General features: G+C 62.8%; 17 protein-coding genes and 1 tRNA gene. 6 read left to right on the top strand and 12 right to left on the bottom strand.

Annotated features, from left to right (window positions below):
* Window positions 1-12: 12 nt before the first annotated feature.
* The 4 genes from uvrB to rpsA all read right to left on the bottom strand — a co-directional run bounded on the left by uvrB (window position 13) and on the right by rpsA (window position 4786).
* A complete protein-coding gene (uvrB, locus tag CGLAU_RS05855) occupies window positions 13-2118 on the bottom strand; it encodes an excinuclease ABC subunit UvrB (protein ID WP_095659880.1) in 2106 nt (701 codons plus the stop codon).
* Between the two features lie 36 nt (window positions 2119-2154).
* On the bottom strand, window positions 2155-2508 hold the full coding sequence (locus CGLAU_RS05850) for a DUF4259 domain-containing protein (protein ID WP_095659879.1): 354 nt from the start codon (window positions 2506-2508) through the stop codon (window positions 2155-2157).
* A gap of 112 nt (window positions 2509-2620) precedes the next feature.
* On the bottom strand, window positions 2621-3217 hold the full coding sequence (gene coaE, locus CGLAU_RS05845; RefSeq protein WP_095659878.1) for a dephospho-CoA kinase: 597 nt from the start codon (window positions 3215-3217) through the stop codon (window positions 2621-2623).
* Window positions 3218-3289: 72 nt separating this feature from the next.
* Window positions 3290-4786, bottom strand: a complete 1497-nt coding sequence (gene rpsA / locus CGLAU_RS05840; protein WP_095659877.1) for a 30S ribosomal protein S1 — start codon at window positions 4784-4786, stop codon at window positions 3290-3292.
* A gap of 211 nt (window positions 4787-4997) precedes the next feature.
* Between rpsA and CGLAU_RS05835 the strand changes: the two genes are divergently transcribed.
* Window positions 4998-5753 (top strand): class I SAM-dependent methyltransferase, encoded by a 756-nt coding sequence (locus tag CGLAU_RS05835; protein WP_095659876.1) that lies wholly within the window; start codon window positions 4998-5000, stop codon window positions 5751-5753.
* A gap of 374 nt (window positions 5754-6127) precedes the next feature.
* Here CGLAU_RS05835 and polA read toward each other — a convergent pair whose 3' ends face one another.
* The 3 genes from polA to CGLAU_RS05820 all read right to left on the bottom strand — a co-directional run bounded on the left by polA (window position 6128) and on the right by CGLAU_RS05820 (window position 9685).
* Window positions 6128-8773: a DNA polymerase I gene (gene polA / locus CGLAU_RS05830; protein WP_095659875.1), complete on the bottom strand. Its 2646-nt coding sequence runs from the start codon at window positions 8771-8773 to the stop codon at window positions 6128-6130.
* A gap of 15 nt (window positions 8774-8788) precedes the next feature.
* Complete coding sequence (gene trhA / locus CGLAU_RS05825) at window positions 8789-9514, bottom strand: PAQR family membrane homeostasis protein TrhA (protein WP_095659874.1); 726 nt, start codon at window positions 9512-9514, stop codon at window positions 8789-8791.
* A 97-nt stretch (window positions 9515-9611) separates the two neighbouring features.
* Window positions 9612-9685: transfer RNA gene (locus CGLAU_RS05820), tRNA-Leu, on the bottom strand.
* Between the two features lie 164 nt (window positions 9686-9849).
* On the opposite strand from CGLAU_RS05820, the gene CGLAU_RS05815 reads away from it, so the two are divergent.
* On the top strand, window positions 9850-12039 hold the full coding sequence (locus tag CGLAU_RS05815; RefSeq protein ID WP_095659873.1) for a metallophosphoesterase family protein: 2190 nt from the start codon (window positions 9850-9852) through the stop codon (window positions 12037-12039).
* Between the two features lie 103 nt (window positions 12040-12142).
* Complete coding sequence (locus CGLAU_RS05810) at window positions 12143-12622, top strand: hypothetical protein (protein WP_095659872.1); 480 nt, start codon at window positions 12143-12145, stop codon at window positions 12620-12622.
* Between the two features lie 83 nt (window positions 12623-12705).
* Here the strand turns inward: CGLAU_RS05810 and CGLAU_RS05805 are convergent, their stop codons facing one another.
* Window positions 12706-14142, bottom strand: a complete 1437-nt coding sequence (locus CGLAU_RS05805; RefSeq protein ID WP_095659871.1) for an HNH endonuclease signature motif containing protein — start codon at window positions 14140-14142, stop codon at window positions 12706-12708.
* A 275-nt stretch (window positions 14143-14417) separates the two neighbouring features.
* On the opposite strand from CGLAU_RS05805, the gene CGLAU_RS05800 reads away from it, so the two are divergent.
* The 3 genes from CGLAU_RS05800 to CGLAU_RS05790 are packed head-to-tail and all read left to right on the top strand — an operon-like array spanning window position 14418 to window position 17006.
* Entirely contained in the window at window positions 14418-15302 is an 885-nt protein-coding gene (locus CGLAU_RS05800) for an ABC transporter substrate-binding protein (RefSeq protein WP_095659870.1), read from the top strand.
* Entirely contained in the window at window positions 15299-16228 is a 930-nt protein-coding gene (locus CGLAU_RS05795; RefSeq protein WP_095659869.1) for an amino acid ABC transporter permease, read from the top strand. Before CGLAU_RS05800 ends, CGLAU_RS05795 begins: the two co-directional genes overlap by 4 nt.
* 4 nt (window positions 16229-16232) lie before the next feature.
* On the top strand, window positions 16233-17006 hold the full coding sequence (locus tag CGLAU_RS05790; protein ID WP_269768555.1) for an amino acid ABC transporter ATP-binding protein: 774 nt from the start codon (window positions 16233-16235) through the stop codon (window positions 17004-17006).
* Here CGLAU_RS05790 and CGLAU_RS05785 read toward each other — a convergent pair whose 3' ends face one another.
* From CGLAU_RS05785 to CGLAU_RS05770, 4 genes are read right to left on the bottom strand one after another with little or no spacing between them, the layout of a single operon-like run.
* Window positions 17007-17756: a sulfite exporter TauE/SafE family protein gene (locus CGLAU_RS05785; RefSeq protein WP_095659868.1), complete on the bottom strand. Its 750-nt coding sequence runs from the start codon at window positions 17754-17756 to the stop codon at window positions 17007-17009. It abuts the gene before it with no gap.
* Window positions 17753-18229, bottom strand: a complete 477-nt coding sequence (gene coaD, locus CGLAU_RS05780; protein ID WP_095659867.1) for a pantetheine-phosphate adenylyltransferase — start codon at window positions 18227-18229, stop codon at window positions 17753-17755. The genes CGLAU_RS05785 and coaD overlap by 4 nt, the downstream gene beginning before the upstream one ends.
* Window positions 18230-18811, bottom strand: coding sequence for a 16S rRNA (guanine(966)-N(2))-methyltransferase RsmD (gene rsmD / locus CGLAU_RS05775; RefSeq protein WP_095661069.1), 582 nt, complete (start codon window positions 18809-18811; stop codon window positions 18230-18232). It lies immediately after the preceding gene.
* 23 nt (window positions 18812-18834) lie between these two features.
* Window positions 18835-20937: an ATP-dependent DNA helicase RecG gene (locus tag CGLAU_RS05770; RefSeq protein WP_095659866.1), complete on the bottom strand. Its 2103-nt coding sequence runs from the start codon at window positions 20935-20937 to the stop codon at window positions 18835-18837.
* Window positions 20938-20939 lie beyond the last annotated feature (2 nt).

Here is a 20939-nt window from a genome sequence, read left to right as displayed (position 1 = left end):
CTTTCCTGCGTTTTAGTTGCCAGTTTCTTTCATACCACGCAGTTCCTTGCGCAGGTCCGCGATCTCGTCGCGCAGCCGCCCCGCAAGCTCGAACTTCAGCTCGCGGGCGGCAGCAGCCATCTGGTTAGTCAGGTCGTCGATAAGCTTCTGCACCTCGTCGGAAGCCATGTTCGAAGCGTCTCGCTTTTCGACGATCCGTTCAGCGCCATCTCCCCCAGCCTTGGCGTCGGCTTCGCCACCCTCGAACTCGTAGACCTGGTCCAAGATGTCCGCGATGGCCTTGCGCAGCGGCTGCGGATCGATGCCGTGCTCCTTGTTGTACGCCAGCTGTTTCTCGCGGCGGCGCTCCGTCTCGTCGATCGCTTCCTGCATCGACTCGGTGACGCTGTCGGCGTACATGATGACCTCGCCGGACACGTTACGTGCGGCGCGGCCGATCGTCTGGATCAGCGACTTCGTGGAACGTAGGAAGCCTTCCTTGTCCGCGTCGAGGATCGCCACCAGCGAGACCTCCGGCAGGTCGAGGCCCTCGCGGAGCAGGTTGATGCCCACGAGCACGTCGAACTCGCCAAGGCGCAGCTGACGCAGGAGCTCGACGCGCTGGAGGGTATCGATGTCGGAGTGCAGGTAGCGGACCTTGATCCCGTTATCCAAGAAGTAGTCGGTGAGATCCTCGGCCATGCGCTTGGTCAAGGTAGTGACCAGGACGCGCTCGTCGCGCTCCACTCGCTCGCGGATCTCGTGAATCAGATCGTCGATCTGGCCCTTCGTCGGGCGCACCGAGACCTTCGGGTCCACCAGACCGGTTGGGCGGATCACCTGCTCGACGAACTCGCCTCCGGAGGCCTCGAGTTCGTAGTCACCCGGGGTCGCGGACATGTAGACGGTCTGACCCACGCGCGCCTCGAACTCGTCGAAGGTGAGCGGCCGGTTGTCTACGGCGCTTGGCAGGCGGAAGCCAAACTCGACGAGGTTGCGCTTGCGGGACATGTCGCCTTCATACATGCCGCCGATCTGGGGAACCGTCACGTGGGACTCGTCGATAATGGTGAGGAAGTCTTCCGGGAAGTAGTCGATGAGCGTTGCCGGTGCCGAGCCCGCCGGGCGTCCATCCATGTGGCGCGAGTAGTTCTCAATGCCGGAGCAGAAGCCGACCTGCTGGATCATTTCGAGGTCGTACTCGGTGCGCATGCGGAGGCGCTGCGCCTCGAGCAGCTTGCCGCGGTTCTCCAGCTCTTCTAGACGGTCCGCCAGCTCGAGTTTGATGTCTTCGATGGCGCGCTCCATGCGGTCGTCGGTGGCTACGTAGTGCGTCGCCGGGAAGATACGGACCTCATCCTCCTGGCTGATGACGTCGCCCGTCAGCGGGTGGATGTAATACAGGGAATCCACTTCATCGCCGAAGAACTCCACACGCACCGCAACCTCTTCGTACGCGGGAATGATGTCGACGGTGTCGCCTTTGACACGGAACGCACCGCGTTTGAAGTCAATGTCATTGCGTTCGTACTGGACGTCGACAAGCAAGCGCAAAAACCTGTCCCGCTCAACCTCCTCGCCGACCCGAAGCACAATGGAGCGATCGAGGTAGCTCTGCGGGGTGCCCAGGCCGTAGATGCACGAGACTGAGGCAACCACCACGACATCGCGGCGGCTGAGCAGCGCTGACGTCGCGGAGTGGCGGAGGCGCTCGACGTCGTCGTTAATGCTCGAGTCCTTCTCGATGTAGGTATCGGTCTGCGCGATGTAGGCCTCGGGTTGGTAGTAGTCGTAGTAGCTGACGAAGTACTCGACGGCGTTGTTGGGCAGTAGCTGCCGCAGCTCGTTGGCCAGCTGCGCGGCGAGGGTCTTGTTCGGCGCCATCACCAGGGTCGGGCGCTGCTGTTGCTCGATCAGCCACGCCGCGGTCGCGGACTTACCGGTACCGGTGGCACCCATAAGCACGACATCTTCCTCACCGCGGCGCAAGCGCGCGTCGAGCTCTTTGATGGCCGCCGGCTGGTCCCCCGACGGTGCGTACTCGGAGATGACCTCGAACCGTTTCTCGCGCCGTTCGATCTCGCCGACCGGGCGGAACTCTGAATGCGCGAGCACGGGGTGTTCTGCAGCAAAAGCCATGCAGCTCAGTCTAGGAGAACAACGTGATCAGAAAAACTAGCTGGCGTACTTGCGAGTGGCCTCCAGCCACTCGTCAAGCTCGCCGGCTTCGGCCCACAGCTCGTAGAGCTCAGAGCCGCCCGGGGACGTGACCTTCGCGGCGTGGCGCCGAATCCAGCGGCGGTCGTCGACCGAGAACGGGAAGTCGAGCGCACCGGCCGCATCTTCAGCCGGAATGTGGCCATTCAGCACCGCCGCAAGCGCGATGACAGACTCCGCCTCATCTGTGCCCAGCGGACCGCGGCCGCACTCGAATCGGAACTGGTCCATGCGGAACGTGCCGTCTGCAAGCTTTGCGACGGCCTCAGCAGCGGGGTCGTTATCAAACGGTCCGGTGTCCCACGTTCCCATAGGCGGGGACTGTAGAACCCGGAAGTGAATAGAACTTAAAGCTCCGGTAAATGTCGTTGGTCCAAAACAAACACTTCAGGTTGCAAACTATTGTTTGCAATCCAGCTTTTGCTCATTCTGCACGGGCCTGCGCGATCAACGCCTCGACCTGCGGAGCAAGCGCGTCCTTCGGACCGTTGTTGTCGATGACCACGTCCGCGGCGGCGCGCCGCGTGGCGTCGTCGATCTGGCGCGAGATGCGCGCACGTGCGTCCGCCTCGTCGAGTCCGCGAGAAGCAACGAGACGGCGTACGCGTTCTTCCGGATCGACATCTACTACGACGGTGAGATCCATAAGCTCGTGCAGCCCCTGCTCCACCAGCAAGGGCATGTCGTACACCGCTGCCTCATCTCCGCGCGCCTCCGCAGTGACAAACTGCCGCTGCGCTTCCTCCCGGATAGCGGGGTGCGTAATCGAGTTGAGCCGCTGCGTCGCTTCTTCCGACCCGAACGCTCGGCGGGCAAGCTCGGCACGATCTAACACGCCATCGGCGTCAAGCAGATCGTGGCCGAACTCGTCCGCAACTTGCGCGAGCACTGGCGAGCCGGGGGCCATGATGTCGCGTCCGATCTGGTCTGCGTCCACGATGGTAAACCCTGCGTCTGCCAGCATTCCTGCCACCGTTGATTTGCCGCTGCCGATGCCGCCCGTGAGTCCGATTCGCTTCATGCCGGCCACGCTAGCAAAGGCAAACGGCCCGCGCCCCACTGCGGGGACTCGGGCCGTCGTCAAGCGAAAGCTCTAGTTGCCTGCGAGCTTCTCACGAAGTGCGGCGAGCTGCTCGTCGGAAGCGAGCGAGCCGCTCTGTGCAGCATCGTCGCCCGCGCCGGATGCCGACGGAGCTGCGGCACCGGCCTCGGAGGAGTACTCGGTCTCAGAGGAGTACTCGGTCGGCTCTGCTGCACTACCCTGCTCTGCTGCTTCTGCGGCAGCGGCACGGTGACGCTCGATCTGCGCGGTGTGGGCCTGGTGGCGACGCTCTGCCTCGGCGTAGCGTGCCTCCCACTCCTGGCGAGCTTCCTCGAAGCCTTCCATCCACTCGTTGGTCTCCGGGTCGAAGCCCTCCGGGAAGATGTAGTTGCCCTGCTCGTCGTAGGAGTCTGCCATGCCGTAGCGGGACGGATCGAACTCTTCGTTGTAGTCCTCGTCCGCCTGCTTGAGCGACAGGGAGATGCGGCGACGCTCAAGGTCGATGTCGATGACCTTGACCATGACCTCTTCGTTGACGTTGACAACCTGGTCCGGCACCTCAACGTGGCGCTGCGCCAGCTCGGAGATGTGGACGAGACCCTCGATGCCCTCTTCGACGCGCACAAACGCACCGAACGGCACGAGCTTGGTGACTTTGCCCGGCACGATCTGGCCCACAGCGTGGGTGCGGGCGAAGACGCGCCACGGATCCTCCTGGGTCGCCTTCAGCGACAGGGACACGCGCTCGCGGTCGAGATCGACGTCGAGCACCTCGACAGTGACCTCGTCGCCAACCGTGACAACCTCGGACGGGTGGTCGATGTGCTTCCAGGACAGCTCGGAGACGTGCACCAGGCCGTCAACACCGCCAAGGTCCACGAAGGCACCGAAGTTGACGATGGAGGACACGACGCCCTTGCGGACCTGGCCCTTCTGCAGCTGGTGCAGGAAGTCGGAGCGGACCGCAGACTGGGTCTCCTCCAGGTAGGCACGGCGAGACAGGACCACGTTGTTGCGGTGCTTGTCCAGTTCGATGATCTTCGCCTCGAGTTCCTGGCCGATGTACGGATCCAGGTCGCGCACGCGGCGCATTTCCACCAGCGATGCCGGCAGGAAGCCGCGCAGGCCGATGTCCAGGATGAGGCCGCCCTTGACAACCTCGATGACGGTACCGGTAACCGGCTGGTCGTTGGCCTGCAGCTCCTCGATGGTGCCCCACGCGCGCTCGTACTGCGCACGCTTCTTGGACAGCATGAGGCGGCCTTCCTTGTCCTCCTTGGTCAGGACAAGTGCGTCGATCTCGTCGCCGACTTCAACGACCTCATCCGGGTCGACGTCGTGCTTGATCGAAAGTTCACGGGTGAGGATGACGCCCTCGGTTTTGTAACCGATGTCGAGCAGCACCTCGTCGTGGTCCACCTTGACAACGGTGCCGGTGACGATGTCGCCATCATTGAAGTACTTGATGGTCGCGTCAACTGCGGCGAGAAATTCCTCAGGGCCACCGATGTCGTTGATAGCTACCTGGGGTGCGTTGGATGTGCGCATAAGTGTATGTGCTCCGAAGAAATAGGAGATCGTGATTGACAGAAGCGCATCTCTCGAACCTAAGCTTGACCTCGGGATACGATCTCACGACTGGAACGGCAAAGCCCTCCTATTACGGCTTTAGCCACCCCGACGCATAGATACGCCCCTGAAACCCTAATGACTTTCCCCAGCTAAAGCAAAACAAGTTCGAAGGAGATTCGGCCCGCCGATGCCCGAGCCAAGCAGCAGTTTCGGTCGCTCACCGTCGCAGGCGAATCGCACGTTCTGGGACTCCGACGCCGAGCGCTACCACGCCGAGCACTCAGAGTATCTCAGTAGCTTCTACTGGTCGCCAGAAATGCTCAGCGAGCAGGAGCTCCGCTTGCTTGGCGACGTCTCTTCCGCCGCAGTCCTTGAAATCGGCTGCGGTTCCGCCCCCTGCGCTTCGTGGCTTGCCCGGGACGGCGTCGGATTCGTCGCGGCGTTCGACATCTCAGGCGAGATGCTCCGCCGAGCCAACACCGGCCCCGCCCTCGTCCAAGCGGACGTGCTGCACATGCCGTTTCGCGACGCCGCCTTCGACGTCGCGTTCTCGGCGTTCGGCGCCCTGCCATTTGTGCCCGACATCCAAACGGCCCTTGCGGAGGTGTCCCGGGTCCTGCGCCCCGGCGGGCGCTTCGTCTTCTCCGTCACCCACCCGATGCGTTGGATCTTTCCCGACGATCCCACCTCGCTGACAGCCGAGATCAGCTACTTCGACCGCGTCTACGAGGAGCGCGACGAGGATGGCGAGCTCACATATGCGGAGTACCACCGCACGTTCGGCGACTGGGTTCGCGCGCTCGGAATGGCCGGGTTCTGGCTGGCCGACGTCATCGAGCCGCAGTGGCCCGCTGAACTCACCGAGACCTGGGGCCAATGGTCGCCCGAGCGCGGCGCGCTCTTCCCGGGCACCGCAATCTTCGTCACCTTCAAGTCAGGCTAAACCCCCCGCTGTCTACCCCCTCGTAACATCACGAAACGGTTACGTTTCCCCTGCTAATTCATAACTCTCCGGTGCGCCTTTCCCCGCCGGCCAGGGAATCTTACTCAGCTTCCGATAGACAGATTCTTAGGGTTTATTTAGCATTCAAGCTAGCTTCGGAAACACGGGAGCAAGGAGCTGAAATCTAAGGCTCAGCGTCCGTACACCGCGCGGGTCCGGAGCCGCCTCGGGAGGGGGGCCTGAGGGAAAAGAGAATAGGTAGTACCGGGGGTGCGGCATCTGGGTGGGTGGCCGCATTCGAGGCGGGTAGTGCGGGAATGGGGGCCGCCACTACCCGCCTCGAAACATTTCACAACGCAGCCAGCGCGCGTCGTCTAGTGCGCCGCCTCGTCCCAGTTCGACCCGGTGCCGGCAGAGACCTCTAGCGGCACGAGCAGTTCAATGGCCCCGTCCATCTCGCGCTCGACAATCGTCTGCACCTCATCCAACTCCCCGGGCGCAACTTCAACGACCAGCTCGTCGTGCACCTGGAGCAGCACCCGCGACTCATACTCACGCAGCGCCTTGTCCACCCGGATCATCGCCACCTTGATAATGTCCGCCGCCGTACCCTGAATCGGCGCGTTCAACGCGGCGCGCTCCGCGTTCTCTCTCGCAATTCGATTGTCCGAGGTGAGCTCCGGTAGGTAGCGCCGGCGGCCAAACACGGTCGAGGTGTATCCGTCTCGACGCGCCTGCTCCACCACCTCGTCCAGGTAGCGCTTCACTCCACCGAAACGCTCAAAGTAAGCCTCCATGATCTGCTTCGCCTCGCCCGCAGGGATGTTCAGCTGGTTGGACAAACCAAACGCCGACAACCCGTACACCAGGCCGTAGGACATCGCCTTCACGCGACGACGCAGCTCCGGCGTCACCTGATCAATCGGCACGTCGAACACGCGCGAACCGACGAAGTTGTGCAGGTCCTCCCCCGCTCGGTACGCCTCGATCAGCCCCGTGTCCTGGCTCAGGTGCGCCATCACGCGCATTTCAATCTGGCTGTAGTCGGCCGTCAGCAGGCACTCGTAGCCCTCGCCAACCTCAAAGGCCGAGCGGATCATCCGACCCGCCTCCGTGCGCACCGGAATGTTCTGCAGGTTCGGCTCGGCGGAGCTTAAGCGCCCGGTGGAGGCGACAGTCTGGTTGAACGTGGTGTGGATGCGCCCGTCCGGCTGCACCGTCTTGATCAGCCCCTCAATCGTGGACTTCATCTTCTGGTACTCGCGGTGCGCCAACAGGTGGTCCAAGAACGGATGCGGGTGTTTCTCGGCCAGCGCTTCGATCTCGCCCGCGGCCGTCGAGTACCCGGTCTTGGTCTTCTTCGTCTTCGGAAGGTCGAGCTTATCAAACAACACCACCGAGAGCTGCTTGGGGCTGGAGAGGTTCAACGTGGGCTCGTCGACAAGCAAACGAGCATCTTCTTCGACCTGCGCAACCTTGTGCACATAGTCCTTGTGCAACCCCTCGAGCACCTCGAGATTGACCGCGATGCCAGCGTGCTCCATCCCCGCAAGAATGCTGATCAGCGGCAGCTCCAGGTCGGAGTAGAGCTCGTAAGAATCGATCTCGCGCAGCTGCTCAGCCAGCGCCGCGGAGAGCTCCATCACTGCGGCCGCGGCATCAGTCAAAGAGGTATCGCCAAGCAGACTGAGCTGGTCGCCGCCGATGACAAGCTGCTTCTTCAGGTGCCGCTGGTACACATCCTCAAGCGCGTACGTGCGCTGGCCCGGCCGCAGCAAATACGCCGCAATCGTCGTGTCGTGCGCAATGCCGCGCAGCGTAATCCCACGCCCTTGCAGCATGTGGAACGCCGCCTTCGCCTCGTGCAGGAACTTCGGCGCATCCGACTCCGCCCACGCCTTCAGCGCCGCATCCTCGCTCGGGGAAAGGTCGCTCGCATCTCGCTGCAGAGCTTTTCGTTGCTTATCGACGATCGCGAGCGCCACGACATCACCCTGCCCCGGCGCCGGAGTGCCGGAGAGATACAGAGCGAGTCCTTCGCCCTCCCGGGCAGCGAGCCACTCGTCGAGCGGGGCGTCCTCCACAACCACGTCCGGCAGCTCAACGGTGTCAGCGTTCTCGGACTCCTCGCCGGTCGTCTCGACGGATGCCAGCACGCGCTCGCGCAGGTTGGTGCCGAACTCGAGGTTGTCGAATGCCTCCGCGACCACCCCGACCTCCGCCGGCTTCATCTGCAGCTCGTTCGGCCCGACCGGCAGCTCGACGTCGGTCTCCATCTGGGTCAGCTCGCGGTTCAAGCGCACCTGGTCGATGCGTTCGCGGAAGTTATCTCCGGCCATGCCCTTGATCTCGTCCGCGTGCTCGATGAGGCGGTCGAGGGTCTCGTACTGCGTGATCCACTTCGCCGCGGTCTTCTCCCCCACCTTCGGGATGCCGGGCAGGTTATCCGACGGATCACCGCGCAGCGCGGCGTAGTCCGGGTACTGCGCGGGCGTCAGGCCGTACTTCTTCTCAACCTCGTCCGGCGTGAAGCGGGTGATGGTAGACACGCCGCGGGTTGGGTAAAGCACGGTGGTCGAGCCGTCGACAAGCTGGAGATAATCCCTGTCTCCGGTGACGATGATGACTTCGAAATCCCCCTCCTGCTTGGCTTCTGTCGTGAGGGTGGCGAGGATGTCGTCGGCTTCGTAGTTCTCTTTGCTGAGCGTGACGATGCCGAGGTTGCCGAGCAGGTCCTCGATAATCGGCACCTGGCCCTTGAACTCGGGTGGTGCGGCCTCGCGCTGGGCTTTGTACTCGGGAAACTTCTCGGTGCGGAAGGTTTTGCGCCCGACGTCGAAGGCAACCGCCATGTGGGTCGGCTGCTCCTCCGCGAGGATGTTGGCCAGCATGGAAAGGAAGCCGTAAACGGCGTTCGTGTGCTGGCCGCCCGAGGTGGAGAAGTTTTCCACCGGCAGGGCGTAAAAGGCTCGGAAGGCCATCGAGTGGCCGTCGATAAGCAGGAGGCGCTTGGTGGTCATGGCCGACCAGTCTAGCTAGTTGCCTGCCGCGACAACCACCATCCAGACAGCGACAAGATGCAAGATCGCGGCGACGATGGTCGCGGTGTGAAAGTGCTCGTGGTAGCCGTAGTAGCGCGCGTCGCGGCCCGGCCATTTGAAGCCGTAGACCAGCGCGCCGAGGGTGTAGATCACGCCGCCGAGGAAGATGAGGGTGACAACCACCGGGCCGGTTCCAGCCCACAAGGTGGGCACGAGCGGGACGATGATCCAGCCGAGGCCGATGTACACAACGAGGTCCAGCCAGCGCGGATGATTGATCCACACCAAGTTGAGGATCGCGCCGAGGATCGCTCCGCCCCAAGCGACGGCGAGCATGATTCCTGCCGTGCGCGGCTCGAAAGCGATCACGCACAGCGGTGTGTAGGTGGCCGCGATGAAGACGGCGATGGTCGCATGGTCGGCGCGACGCCACCACTGCACAGTGGACGCTGAACGCCACGGCCAGCGGTGGTACATGCCGGAGACCCCGAAAAGCGTGATGATGCCTGCGCCGTAGATGGTGACGCCTAGCGCCTCCGGCCACCGCAGCGTCATCCACGAGAACGTGATGAGCACGGCCGAGGCGAGAGCAAAGGCCATTGCAGCACCGACGTGGAACCACCCGCGCGTCACCGGACGCTCGCCGCGGTCCGCGACGATGTACGTGCGCTCGACCTGACCGGCTTGAAGCTCGCGGCGTTTCGTTCCTGTGACTGTCATGGCTCCCCGCCTCTCCAATTCTGTGTGTCCGGCACCACTCGGCCACTGAAAGTCAACCACGATGAACACGTGGGCGGTAGGGGGAGAAAAAAATTCGTGCCCCAGGTGAGACTCGAACTCACACTGGACGGGTTTTGAATCCGTTGCCTCTGCCAATTGGGCTACTGGGGCATGGCAAATGAGTGTAGCGCAGCGTCTCAGACCCGCGTAATCGCCTGCAAACGGCGTAGGGAACCGAGGTTCACCGACAATTCAGTCTCAGGCCACGGGTTTGTAACGTTGCCAGCCTTAACTAAAACCGTTCACAGTTCCTTCTCAGTGAAAGGTCATCCCAGATGATGCGCACATCCAAGCGAGTGACTGCAGTAGCACTTTCTGCAGCAGTCGCCTCCTCCATCGTCTTCACCCCCATGGCACAGGCACAGGCACAGGAATCGGCAGGAGCACCGGTCGCCCCGTTCAACTACGTCGCCGAGCACCCAACCGACCCGAAGCCCGGTTTCCGCGTCAAGCCGTACCTGCAGAAGCCGGCTAGAACCACGATGTCAGTGAACTTCTTCGGCGAAATGGGTACCACTGCCACCGTGACCCTCTCCCAGGGCGGCAACACCCTGAGCACCGCAGAGGTCTCCGGCGAGAACCAGCCGCACCTCGGCTACACCGATCTTGAAGTTGCCCAGCGCGACGAGGAGAAGATCAAGGGCCTCGAGGGCGAGAACTGGCTGCGCTCCAACAACAACTACAAGTACTCGGTGACCTTCTCCGACCTCACGCCGGGTACCAAGTACGACTACGCAGTCACCCTGGATGGCGTCACCTACAAGAACTCGTTTACCACCGCCCCGTCCAAGGACAACTGGGACGGCACCCGCATCATCGCGTTCTCGGACACCGAGACCGAACCCGCCGGTCGTCCGAAGGTCGACGGTGCGCGCGAGTGGGAGCGCAACCGCACCTTCGCCGAGGGTTCTCTGGACCGCCCGGGCGAGGGTTCAAAGTGGTTCGAGAAGTTCGGCAGCGACAAGCGCCAAGGCATCCTGGAGCCGCGCTACCCGCTCACTCAGGACGAGGCGATGCTCTACAACATGGATGCAATCGCGAAGCGCAACCCTGACCTCTTCATGGTGACCGGCGACCTCGCGCAAGGCTCCGGCTACCAGCCGGGTTGGGATGAGTTCTGGGGCTACGTCTCCGGCGAGCACGGCGACCTCGCCGCGTCGTCCCCGATGCTCACCGCCATCGGCAACTGGGAGACCTTCGGCGCGCTCAACGGCGGCTACAACACCGACGGCGTTGCGTTCGGTTCCCACAAGGGCCGCAAGGCCTACCAGACCTACTTCGACACGTTCGGCTCGGACAACCCCGCACACGAGGACTCCTACTACCGCGTCGACCACGGCCCAGTCACCATCATCACCCTCGACTCCACCAACGGTCAGCCCGACGAGGACAAGGACGCCGAGAAGGGGAAGGCCATCGCCGGCAACGACAAGGAGTTCTTCGACAAGAAGGGCGATTGGGGCACCGACACCAACACCGCGTACACCCTGGAGGGAATCCGCGAGGCAGGCAACACGGACCAGCCGTCGTTTAGCGAAGGCTCCGAACAATGGGTGTGGGCCGAGAAGCAGCTTGCCGACGCCCGCGAGCAAGGCCAGATCATCATCGTCCAGTTCCACCACTCGCCGTACTCCTCCGGTGTTCACGGCACGGCGACCGCGTCCGAGCACCCCGATGATCAGCCGGGCACCCCGATGCGCATCTACACCCCGATGTTTGAGAAGTACGGCGTCGCTGCTGTGATCTCGGGTCACGACGAGATGTTCGAGCGCTCCTGGATCGACACCGACGGCGACGGTATCGGCTTCCACAACTTCGACGTCGGCGTAGCAGCTGACGGCCTGCGCGGCGACTACCGTGTCACGGACGAAGACGGCAATGTCGTCCCCATCGAGTTCAACACCTACCGCGAGTGGATGGCCCAATCCGACGAGCCGGAAATGTGGGTCGACGACGAGAGCGGCGTCCGCCAGCTCAAGGACGGCGGCAAGCACTACGGTCACCTCGAGATGGACTTCGAGCCAGTGCTTTGCGACGGGAACATCACCGCGAAGCTCACCACCTCACCCGTCTACCTCTTCCCTGTCCTTGACTCGAACTACGACCTGGTCAAGGTCGAGCGCCGCGTCTACGACGACGTGCAGGAGATCTACTTCAAGGCGGACGGCACTCCGGCTCCGCGCGGCACTAAGTGCGAGTCGGCCTCGACGCCGGACGACAAGGACCGCGACAAGAGCAGCGAGAAGGGTGGCGACAAGAGTGCCGACGGATCCGGCAAGCACGATGCTCGCAACGGAAGCGCTTCGGTTGGTTCCTCCGTCGCTCTGGGCATCGGAGTTCTGGCAGCGATCCTGGCGGCGATCGGCGGCATGCTCAGCGTCGTTTGGTTCAACTCTGCGTCCCTGCCGCTCCCGCAGCCGATTCGCGACGCAATGTCGCAGGCCACCGCGCGATTGAATTTCTAAGCCGCGCTTATCGCCCGCTCTTCCCTCAGCATCACGCTCCAAGATCACAGCTAGGTGCTGAGGGATTGAGCGCTTTTCGATACCGCCGGATATCATCTCGGCTATGCGCAAATCTTTCGTTTCCAGCATCGTCGCCGCGGCACTCGTTGCCTCCTCTGCCACTGCCCTGCCAATGGCCTCGGCACAGAACAAGGACGCGTCCTCTTCGGCAGACTTGAAGTTGGATCCCGCGAACGATCCGCTCTACATCAACCCAGCAGAGAACCCACTGCAGTCGGTAAACAGCTCCGAGATGTTCCTTGACCTCGCCAGGGGCATGGAGCCGGGTCCGGCGCGCGACGCTGCTCTCGCTTGGGCGCGCGGGTCGTCGATCCCGAACACGGCCAACCCGATTGAACTGAGCAAGCAAGAACTGCAAGGCTCCTCGATGATGTTCAACGGTCTCGCTGAGGGTGACTGGGCCCAGAGCTCTCGCGGCTCGAGCCAGGCAACATCAGTCATCCTGACGATCGCAATCGGCTCTATGGTCGTTGGCCAGCTCATCGAGCTGCTCATGCGCGGCCTCCGAACCGTTCAGCGCTAGCCTGCCCTCCGGAATCCTATTCCGCCTCGCGGAATTTTCTGCGCCGCGGAATTTTTCTGCCTCGCGGAATCCGTCTATTCCCTCTAGGCGAACGAGGGGTCGTCGCGATGCTCAACGAGTTCGAATGAAGCCACTTCGGGCAAAACCCGGTTCCTGGAGATGAACCTCGAGCCATCGAGGAAGCTGAACTCAAGTTCCGGCCCGTTCTCAACGATCCTGGCAATACCGTGGCTCACCTTGGAGTGACAACTCGAGCACAGTGGAATCAAGTTGCCGATATCGGTCTTGCCGCCCTCCGACCACTCGCGAATGTGGTGGATCTCGAGGAATCTGGAATGGGTACACCCCGGCATTGCACATTGATGTCCCCAGACCGACAGCAGGGCGTGGATCTGACCGTCGCTAGCAAACCGGCGAGCTCGTCCAAAGTGCATTGTCAGACCCCTTGAGTCCAACAGGTGGCCGCGCACCATCGCATTGGCGACGTAACTCTCTATCGCTTTCGACGGGGTCTGCGGGTTTGACGGCATCCACGCCTTGCCATCCTCGGTGAGCATCACCGTCACTTGCGCACCCGGCGCCCTGGTTGCCGGATGCGGGAAAGTGCGCACCATGTTGATCATGGTGACGAACGCGTCATACATATCAGCTTTGACAGGCGGGCCGTAGCGCGACGGCAGCCCGCGAATCGTACGCAGTGAGATTTCGCTAGAGCGTTTTGTCTGCTCACCGGGACACGCTTCCTCAATGTCGGGGCCGGGGCCAAGGTTGACCTCTTCGGTCCAGCTGTCATCGTCACCGCCATCGCCGTTGGGTTCGGTATCACCGAGACCGTCGTCGAAGTCGAGGTAGGCGTCTTCATCTGGCTCCTCAGCGTCTGTATCTCTACCGCTGGATTCCGAACCGCTCAGCGCGTCGACGAGTTCTGCGATAAATGCCTCATTATCGAAAGCCTCACCACCTTCCGTGATGCCTTCTGCGGCCAGCTGCGCGATTTTCAATGCTGCGAGCAGCGCCTCACCAATGACGGGCGGTAACAGGAAGTCGCCTTCAAGGCACCCATCCTTTCGTTTCCGTGCATTGAAGTACGGAGCATCGGGCTTGTCTTTATCGGTATCTCCTCCGGCCAGTGCCTTCTCGAGTTCTGCGAAGCAGAGAGTGGTGGCTAGCTCGATCAGCTGGTCCTGGTTCTCGTGGTTGATGTACCGCAGGAGAAACCGGACCGTGGTGTAGTCAATGGCTCCAGCGCGGAAGAAGTGGAATAGAGCCCGGTAGACCCGTAGTTTGCGAGCAACCGAAACGTACTCGTAGGCGGTGGAGGTGGGATACCTCAGCTCGCGCTCCAGCCAACTGGCCGTGCTGCTCGCGCCGAAGGACCTCGCTAGGTTCAACTCATCGAAGTCGGCGATCAGGTCGAGCAGTTCAGCGCGAACCGTGTTCGATTTCCTGTGGTTGTGCTTGATTTGCGCAACGATCAGGCGGCCCTGGGAATTAGGTGGGCTGGCAACGGTGGTGGTCATGACGGCAGATTTCCCCCAAATAAGTTGAACTTGCCGTGAGTTTAGAACGCGGCTCCAACATGACCCCGGAACGTCCGAACAAACATTCGCACTCTTGTTCGAACCATTGGCGAAGCGTTATAGGGTTCGGGAAGGGGTGATTCTGCGGCGCGGAATTCGTCGTTAAGCAATGGCGAGTTTTCTGACTTCCCTCCTGGGGTTTACGATGCGAGAAAGCGAAATTATTGACTCGAGAGAAAAATATGCAGTTATCTTTTGGCTCCCCTCGGCGGCGAATGGCTGCGGTGTGTGTCGCTGCCGCTGTGCTGCTTTCTGGGTGTGTGACCAACGCGGAGGGCGGAAATCCTGATGGCTGGGAACCAGTCACTCCTGATGCCGTGCCGGAGATCGTTGCCATGGTTCCGCCTGAAGTCGCGGCGAAGGGAACCCTGACCGCGGGGACGAATCCGCCGTTCGCTCCGTTTGAGTTCAAGGACTCGCAGGGTGCTCTGATCGGACTGGAAATGGACCTTGGGCGCGCTCTGGCGAGCGTGATGGGCTTGGAGTTCCAGCCTTCTGAGATGGATTTTGCGATGATTATGCCAGCCGTGCAGGCGGGCAGCATTGACGCGGGGATGTCAGGGTTCACCGACTCCGAGGAGCGCCGCGAGAGCTTCGACTTTGTCAACTTCCTTTACGCCGGTATCCAGTGGGCCTCGCAACCAGGAAGCGGGGTTGACCCCGAGAATCCGTGCGGGTTGATTGTTGCAGTGCAGCGCACCACTGTCTCGGAAACCGACGATGTCCGCCCGAAGAACGATGAGTGCATCGCGCGCGGCGAGGAGCCGCTCACCGTGTTGTCTTTCGACACGTCTGACAACGCTGCGCTGGCCGCGCTTGTGGGACGCGCCGATGCGTTGAGCGCCGACTCTCCCGCGACGGCGTGGGCTGCGCAGCGCTCCGACGGTGAGCTAGAGCTGGTTGGGGAAATGTTCGATGCCGCACCGTATGGCTTCGCGGTGCAGAAAGACTCCGGCCTCGCCGAAGCGATGGCGGCGGCGATGCAACACCTTATCGACACCGGGGAGTACCAGCGAATCTTGGACCAATGGAACGTAGAAAGCGGCCTCCTCGACGAGGCCATGATCAATGAGCAGCCGTACAGGGAGGCAACGCAATGAGTACCCGCACACGCCCCGAGCGCATCGAGGCTAAGCCGCTGCGCCACCCCGGTCGCTGGATCCTCGCCACAGTGCTGATCGCACTGGCGGTTTGGTTCGTCATCGGCGCCGCCCGAAACGAGGCGTACGGGTGGGACACCTACTTCCAGTACCTGTTTGACACCCGCATCGCAACGGCCGCCGGCCACACGATCGCAATCACCGTTCTCGCGATGATCATCGGCCTGATCGGCGGCGTGATCTTGGCTGTCATGCGCATGAGCCCGAACCCGGTGTTCAAGTCCATCGCCTGGATCTTCCTCTGGGTCTTCCGCGGCACACCGGTGTACGTGCAGCTGATGTTCTGGGGTCTGCTCGGCGCGATCTACGACTCGATCAACCTGGGTTTCGCCGAAGTTTCGCTCGAGCCGTTCACGTCGTCGGCGTTCATGCTCGCCGTTGTGGGCCTCGGCCTGAACGAGGCGGCGTACATGGCAGAGATTGTGCGCTCGGGCATCTCGTCGGTGCCGGAAGGCCAGGTAGAGGCGTCGAAGGCACTGGGCATGAGCTGGTCCCAGACCATGCGCCGCACGGTGTTGCCGCAGGCGATGCGCATCATCATCCCGCCCACCGGCAACGAGTTCATCTCGCTGCTGAAGACCTCATCGCTTGTCGTCGCCGTGCCATACTCCCTGGAGCTGTACGGCCGCTCCATGGACATCGCCGCCGCACTCTTCGAGCCGGTGCCGATGTTGCTGGTCGCCGCGACCTGGTACCTGGCCATCACCTCGCTCCTGATGGTGGGCCAGCACTACCTAGAACAGCACTTTGAAAAGGGCGCGACTCGCCAGCTCACCAGGCGCCAGCTGGCCAGCCTCGCGGACGCGGAAGGCACGATCCCCCAGAACGTGCAGATTGTCGATGAGCCCCAGCAGAAAGGACTCTAGGAACATGACTGTGAAGCACACCCCCATGGTTCAGGCGGTCGACGTCTGGAAGTCCTTCGGCAACCTCGACGTGCTCAAAGGCATCGACCTCGAGGTCATGCCCGGCACAGTGACCTGCATCATCGGCCCGTCCGGCTCGGGCAAGTCCACGTTCTTGCGCTGCGTCAACCACCTCGAGAAGGTCACCGCGGGCCGCCTCTACGTCGATGGTGAGCTGATCGGCTACCGCGAACGCGACGGCATCCTCCACGAGATCAGTGAGAAAGACGCCGCCAAGCAGCGCCGCGACATCGGCATGGTGTTCCAGAACTTCAACCTGTTTGGCCATCGCACCGTGTTGGAGAACATCATCGAGGCCCCCGTGCACGTCAAGGGACAGCCGGTGGCGCAGGCCAAGGAGCGCGCGATGGAGTTGCTGGCCATGGTCGGACTCGAGTCGAAGGCGGATGCGTACCCGATCCAGCTTTCAGGCGGTCAGCAGCAGCGCGTGGCAATCGCTCGTGCGGTTGCTATGGACCCGAAGCTCATGCTTTTCGACGAACCCACGTCCGCCCTCGACCCCGAGCTTGTCGGGGAAGTTCTGCGGGTGATGAAGGACCTCGCAGCTCAGGGCATGACCATGTTGGTGGTCACCCACGAGATGGCGTTCGCCCACGAGGTGGCGGACCACGTGGTGTTCATGGCGGACGGCCACATCGTCGAGCAAGGCGCTCCCGCCGAGGTGCTGGACAACCCGCAGCACGAGCGCACGCAAGCGTTCCTCTCGACGCTGTTCTAACTAGCCAGCCAGCCCGATGACGCCGCGCACCAGCGCGGTAAGCCCGCCGAGGAACGCCAAGCTGAGCGCTATCCAGCGGGCTCGCTCTTTCGGCACCCTCGGAGCCAATTGCTTGCCGACGATTACGCCAACCACAAGGCCAGCGATCGTACCGACCCAGATGGCGGGGTCGATAGTACCGATATCGGCGGCGCCAGAGATTTCCTTGCCTGCGAAAGACAGCGACCCGGCGACCAAGAAGATCGGTTGCAGCGTCGCCGCGTACATGCGTTGATCCCACCGCGCGGCCTGGGCGTAGACGGTGATCGCGGGCCCGGCCACGCCGGACAGGGTGTTCATGAATCCGCCGACCGCGCCGGCGATAGCCGACGGAACCACGCCCTCGACGTTCGGCACCTTGCGCTTGCCAAGGGTGACGACGCTCAGCGCGATGATCAGAAGTACACCGATGAGCACTTGGAGTGCGTCGGTGGACACACGTGGGATCACCCAGGCGCCCGGAATCACGCCGAGGATCAAAGCTGCTGCGATCGGTGCGAACTTCTTCCAGTCGATGTCCGCACGCATGCTGCGGGTGTTCAGAGCAGCGTTGATGACGGCGATGACGTTGACCACCAACACTCCGTCAATAGGCCCGAGTAGGAGCGCGAGGATGGGCGCGGCGATGAGCCCCATGCCCATGCCGGAGATGCGTTGCAGTGCGGCGCCGAGCGCGACTGACGCGCCGACGCCGACGAGGATCAAGGTCACCCGAACTTCTTCGCAATCGCCTCGCGAACGATGTCGGGAACCAGGCCTGTGATGTCCCCGCCGTACTTCGCTACCTCTTTGGTGAGCGAGGACGAAATGTAGCCGTACTTCTCGTCCGTAAGCAGGAAGTACGTGTCCACGCCACTGAGGCGGCGGTTCATCTGCGCCATCGGAAGCTCGTACTCGTAGTCCAACGAGGACCGCAGCCCCTTGACCAGCGCGGTGATGTGGTGCGCTGTGGTGTAATCGACAAGCAGGCCACCCCAATGGTCAACCCGAACCTTGGGGTTGTCGGCGGTGACTTCGCGGATCAGGTCCACGCGCTCGTCGATAGTGAAAAGCCCCGAGGTTTTGGTGGGGTTGCCGGTGACCAGCACGATGACCTCGTCGAAGTGGCGGGTGGCGCGGGTGACGATGTCAAGGTGGCCGTTCGTGATCGGATCGAACGAACCGGGGCACACTGCGGTAGTCACTTAGTCATCTCCTTCATCCGGATCCGAGTAGACGGCCATATCCATCCTGGCGATACCGTACAGCCGCTTCTTCAACTTCTGGCCGGTTGGGGTGAACTCCGGGGGCCAAGCGGTTTCGGGGCTCTCGCGATGTCGCTCGACCACGACCACGGCGCCGTCGACAAGCAATGGTTTGAGTGCTTCGACCATTTCCGCGACTGCCTCGTCCGCGAGGTCGTAGGGTGGGTCGGCGAGCACCATGGAAAAGTGCTTGCGGGGGGCGCGAGCAACGTAGGCGGAAGCCTTGACCGGCTCGACGCGCACGTTCGGGTGGCCGACCACAGAGGCGTTGTGCTCGATGATCTGGACGGCTTTCGGGTCGTTTTCGACGAGGACGATTTCTTCCGCGCCGCGGGAGGCGGCCTCGAGACCGAGCGCGCCCGAACCGGCGAAGAGGTCCAGGACCCGCTGGCCAGCGAAACCAAAGCGGACCTGGAGCGAGGAGAAGAGTCCTTCGCGGGCGCGGTCGGAGGTGGGGCGCGTGCCCTCTGGCGGGACCTTGATCTTTCGGCCCCGGGCCTCGCCGGCGATGATGCGGGTCAGTGACATGTCGGTCCCAGTCCTATCTAGCTCTTGTCCAGGTATTCGAAGTCCTCCGGCGCGAAGTTGGCCGTCGCGGCGCGGGCGAACTCGAGGTTATTGGCAACAATATTCGCCGCGTCGTCGTAGGCGCGCTTCACTACCGCGTAATCGTCGACCAGGTTGACTAGGCGCAGCGTGCGGCCAATGCCGGATTGCTCCTTGCCCAACACGTCGCCTTCGCGGCGGTTGAGTAGGTCGAGCTCCGCCAGCGCAAAGCCGTCGAGCGTAGCGGCGACCTGGCTGACGCGCTCGAAGGCGGGCGTGCCCTCCTCGGCGTAGGTGTGGAAGAGGCACAGCGACTGGTTGCCGCCGCGGCCGACGCGCCCGCGCAGCTGGTGCAGCTGGGAGATGCCGAAATGCTCGGACTCGCGCACCATCATCACCGTTGCGTTCGGGACGTCGACACCGACCTCGATGACGGTCGTGGAGACGAGCACGTCGGTGGCGCCGGCGGCGAAAGCGCCCATCACTTCGTCCTTTTCCTCGCCCTTCATGCGCCCGTGGAGGACGGCGATCTTGAGGCCCTTGAGTTCGTCCTGCGCCAGAGCGGCGGCGGTTTCGGTGACTCCCCCGTCGCCCTCAATGCGCGGGCAGACGATGTAGACCTGATGGCCGGCGCCGACCTCTTCGCGGATTTTCTCCCACGCGCGCGCCACCCACTTCGGCTTGAATTCGGGCACGACCGAGGACTGGATGGGTTTCCGCCCGCCCGGCAGCTCTTTCAGCGTGGACACGGAGAGATCGCCGAAGACGGTGATAGCGATTGTGCGTGGAATCGGCGTCGCCGTCATCACCAGCAGGTGCGGGGTGGTCTCCCCCGCCTTCGCCCGCAGCTGGTCGCGCTGCTCGACGCCGAACCGGTGTTGCTCGTCCACGACAACCATGCCGAGGCGGAAAAATTCCACCCCTTCCTGGATCAAGGCATGGGTGCCCACCACAATGTCCGCCTCGCCCGAGACAATCTTCAACAGGGCCTCTTGCTTTGCGACGGCCCCCATCGACCCGGTCAGGGCCACCACACGCACCGGTACACCAGCGCGCAAGAGTGTGTTGGTTAGCGAACGGGCGTGCTGCATCACCAGCACTTCGGTTGGTGCGAGGAAGGCGCACTGCGCGCCGTTGTCCACCGCCTGCAGCATGGCGAGCAGTGCAACGATCGTCTTGCCGGAACCAACCTCGCCCTGGAGCAGCCGACTCATCGGCTGCGTGGAGCTCATGTCTGCGCTGATCTCCGTGAGCACCTCGTTTTGGCCCTTGGTCAGAGGGAACGGGAGGTGGCGAAGCATTGTGTCCTGGTCGCGCCCTTCGACGCGTGGCAGTGCCGGGGCGGTGTGGTGCGCGGCGTCCGCGCGACGGACTCCCATGGCCAGCGCGACCGAGAGCGCCTCGTCGTATTTCAGACGCTCGAGTGCGGCTTCCGGGCCCTTCGATCCGGGTTCGTGGATCTGTCGGACGGCGGAGTTGAGCGGCAGGAATCCAATTGGGGTGAACCCGAGTGGTTCCTCAATCGGAGGGAGCGTCTTAAGCACCGCGTGCACGGCGCCCATGATGGTCCAGGTGCTCACCATTTTGGTGGCGGGATAGATGGGCAGCCATTCGCGCCCGGAAAGGATTTCCTCCAGGTCGCCGAAGTGTGAGAGTTGGCGGAGTGATCCGGTCGCGTCGGTGGGGCCGTCGACAAGCACAAAGTCCGGGTGCTGAAGCTGGGCCGCACCGTTGAACCATGAGACCTTGCCGGTGAACATGGCGCGGCGACCTTCTTTGAGCACCCGGGAGGCGTACGCGGAGCCGAAAAAGGTGGCGGTGAAGGTGGTTCGGCCGTCGAAGATGTCGACCTTGTAGATGGGTCGTTTTGGTTGCTTCCGGTTTGGGATGCTGCGCGAGCCGGTGACGGTGCCCATGACGGTGACGGTGTCGCCGTCCTTGAGCCCGGTGAGGTCTTCGCCGGTGCCGTAGTGCAGGTAGCGGCGCGGGTAGTAGCGCAGGAGTTCGCCGCAGGTCTCGATCTCTAAGTGTTTCGAGATCGCCCTGGCTTGTTTCAGCGGCACCACAAGGTTGAGCGGGCGCGTGTCGTCGAACCCGAGCATCG

Origin of the sequence: Corynebacterium glaucum, from assembly GCF_002287505.1 — a bacterium.
Taxonomy (GTDB): Bacteria; Actinomycetota; Actinomycetes; order Mycobacteriales; family Mycobacteriaceae; genus Corynebacterium; species Corynebacterium glaucum.
The sequence above is the reverse complement of the archived record's forward strand: the minus strand, read 5'-3'. Positions and strand labels throughout refer to the sequence as shown.

Excerpts from the sequence above, each read along its gene's own strand:
- uvrB (WP_095659880.1), bottom strand. The coding sequence starts at position 2,118 with ATGGCTTTTGCTGCAGAACACCCCGTGCTCGCGCATTCAGAGTTCCGC.
- CGLAU_RS05850 (WP_095659879.1), bottom strand. The coding sequence starts at position 2,508 with ATGGGAACGTGGGACACCGGACCGTTTGATAACGACCCCGCTGCTGAG.
- coaE (WP_095659878.1), bottom strand. The coding sequence starts at position 3,217 with ATGAAGCGAATCGGACTCACGGGCGGCATCGGCAGCGGCAAATCAACG.
- rpsA (WP_095659877.1), bottom strand. The coding sequence starts at position 4,786 with ATGCGCACATCCAACGCACCCCAGGTAGCTATCAACGACATCGGTGGC.
- CGLAU_RS05835 (WP_095659876.1), top strand. The coding sequence starts at position 4,998 with ATGCCCGAGCCAAGCAGCAGTTTCGGTCGCTCACCGTCGCAGGCGAAT.
- polA (WP_095659875.1), bottom strand. The coding sequence starts at position 8,773 with ATGACCACCAAGCGCCTCCTGCTTATCGACGGCCACTCGATGGCCTTC.
- trhA (WP_095659874.1), bottom strand. The coding sequence starts at position 9,514 with ATGACAGTCACAGGAACGAAACGCCGCGAGCTTCAAGCCGGTCAGGTC.
- CGLAU_RS05815 (WP_095659873.1), top strand. The coding sequence starts at position 9,850 with ATGATGCGCACATCCAAGCGAGTGACTGCAGTAGCACTTTCTGCAGCA.
- CGLAU_RS05810 (WP_095659872.1), top strand. The coding sequence starts at position 12,143 with ATGCGCAAATCTTTCGTTTCCAGCATCGTCGCCGCGGCACTCGTTGCC.
- CGLAU_RS05805 (WP_095659871.1), bottom strand. The coding sequence starts at position 14,142 with ATGACCACCACCGTTGCCAGCCCACCTAATTCCCAGGGCCGCCTGATC.
- CGLAU_RS05800 (WP_095659870.1), top strand. The coding sequence starts at position 14,418 with ATGGCTGCGGTGTGTGTCGCTGCCGCTGTGCTGCTTTCTGGGTGTGTG.
- CGLAU_RS05795 (WP_095659869.1), top strand. The coding sequence starts at position 15,299 with ATGAGTACCCGCACACGCCCCGAGCGCATCGAGGCTAAGCCGCTGCGC.
- CGLAU_RS05790 (WP_269768555.1), top strand. The coding sequence starts at position 16,233 with ATGACTGTGAAGCACACCCCCATGGTTCAGGCGGTCGACGTCTGGAAG.
- CGLAU_RS05770 (WP_095659866.1), bottom strand. The coding sequence starts at position 20,937 with ATGCTCGGGTTCGACGACACGCGCCCGCTCAACCTTGTGGTGCCGCTG.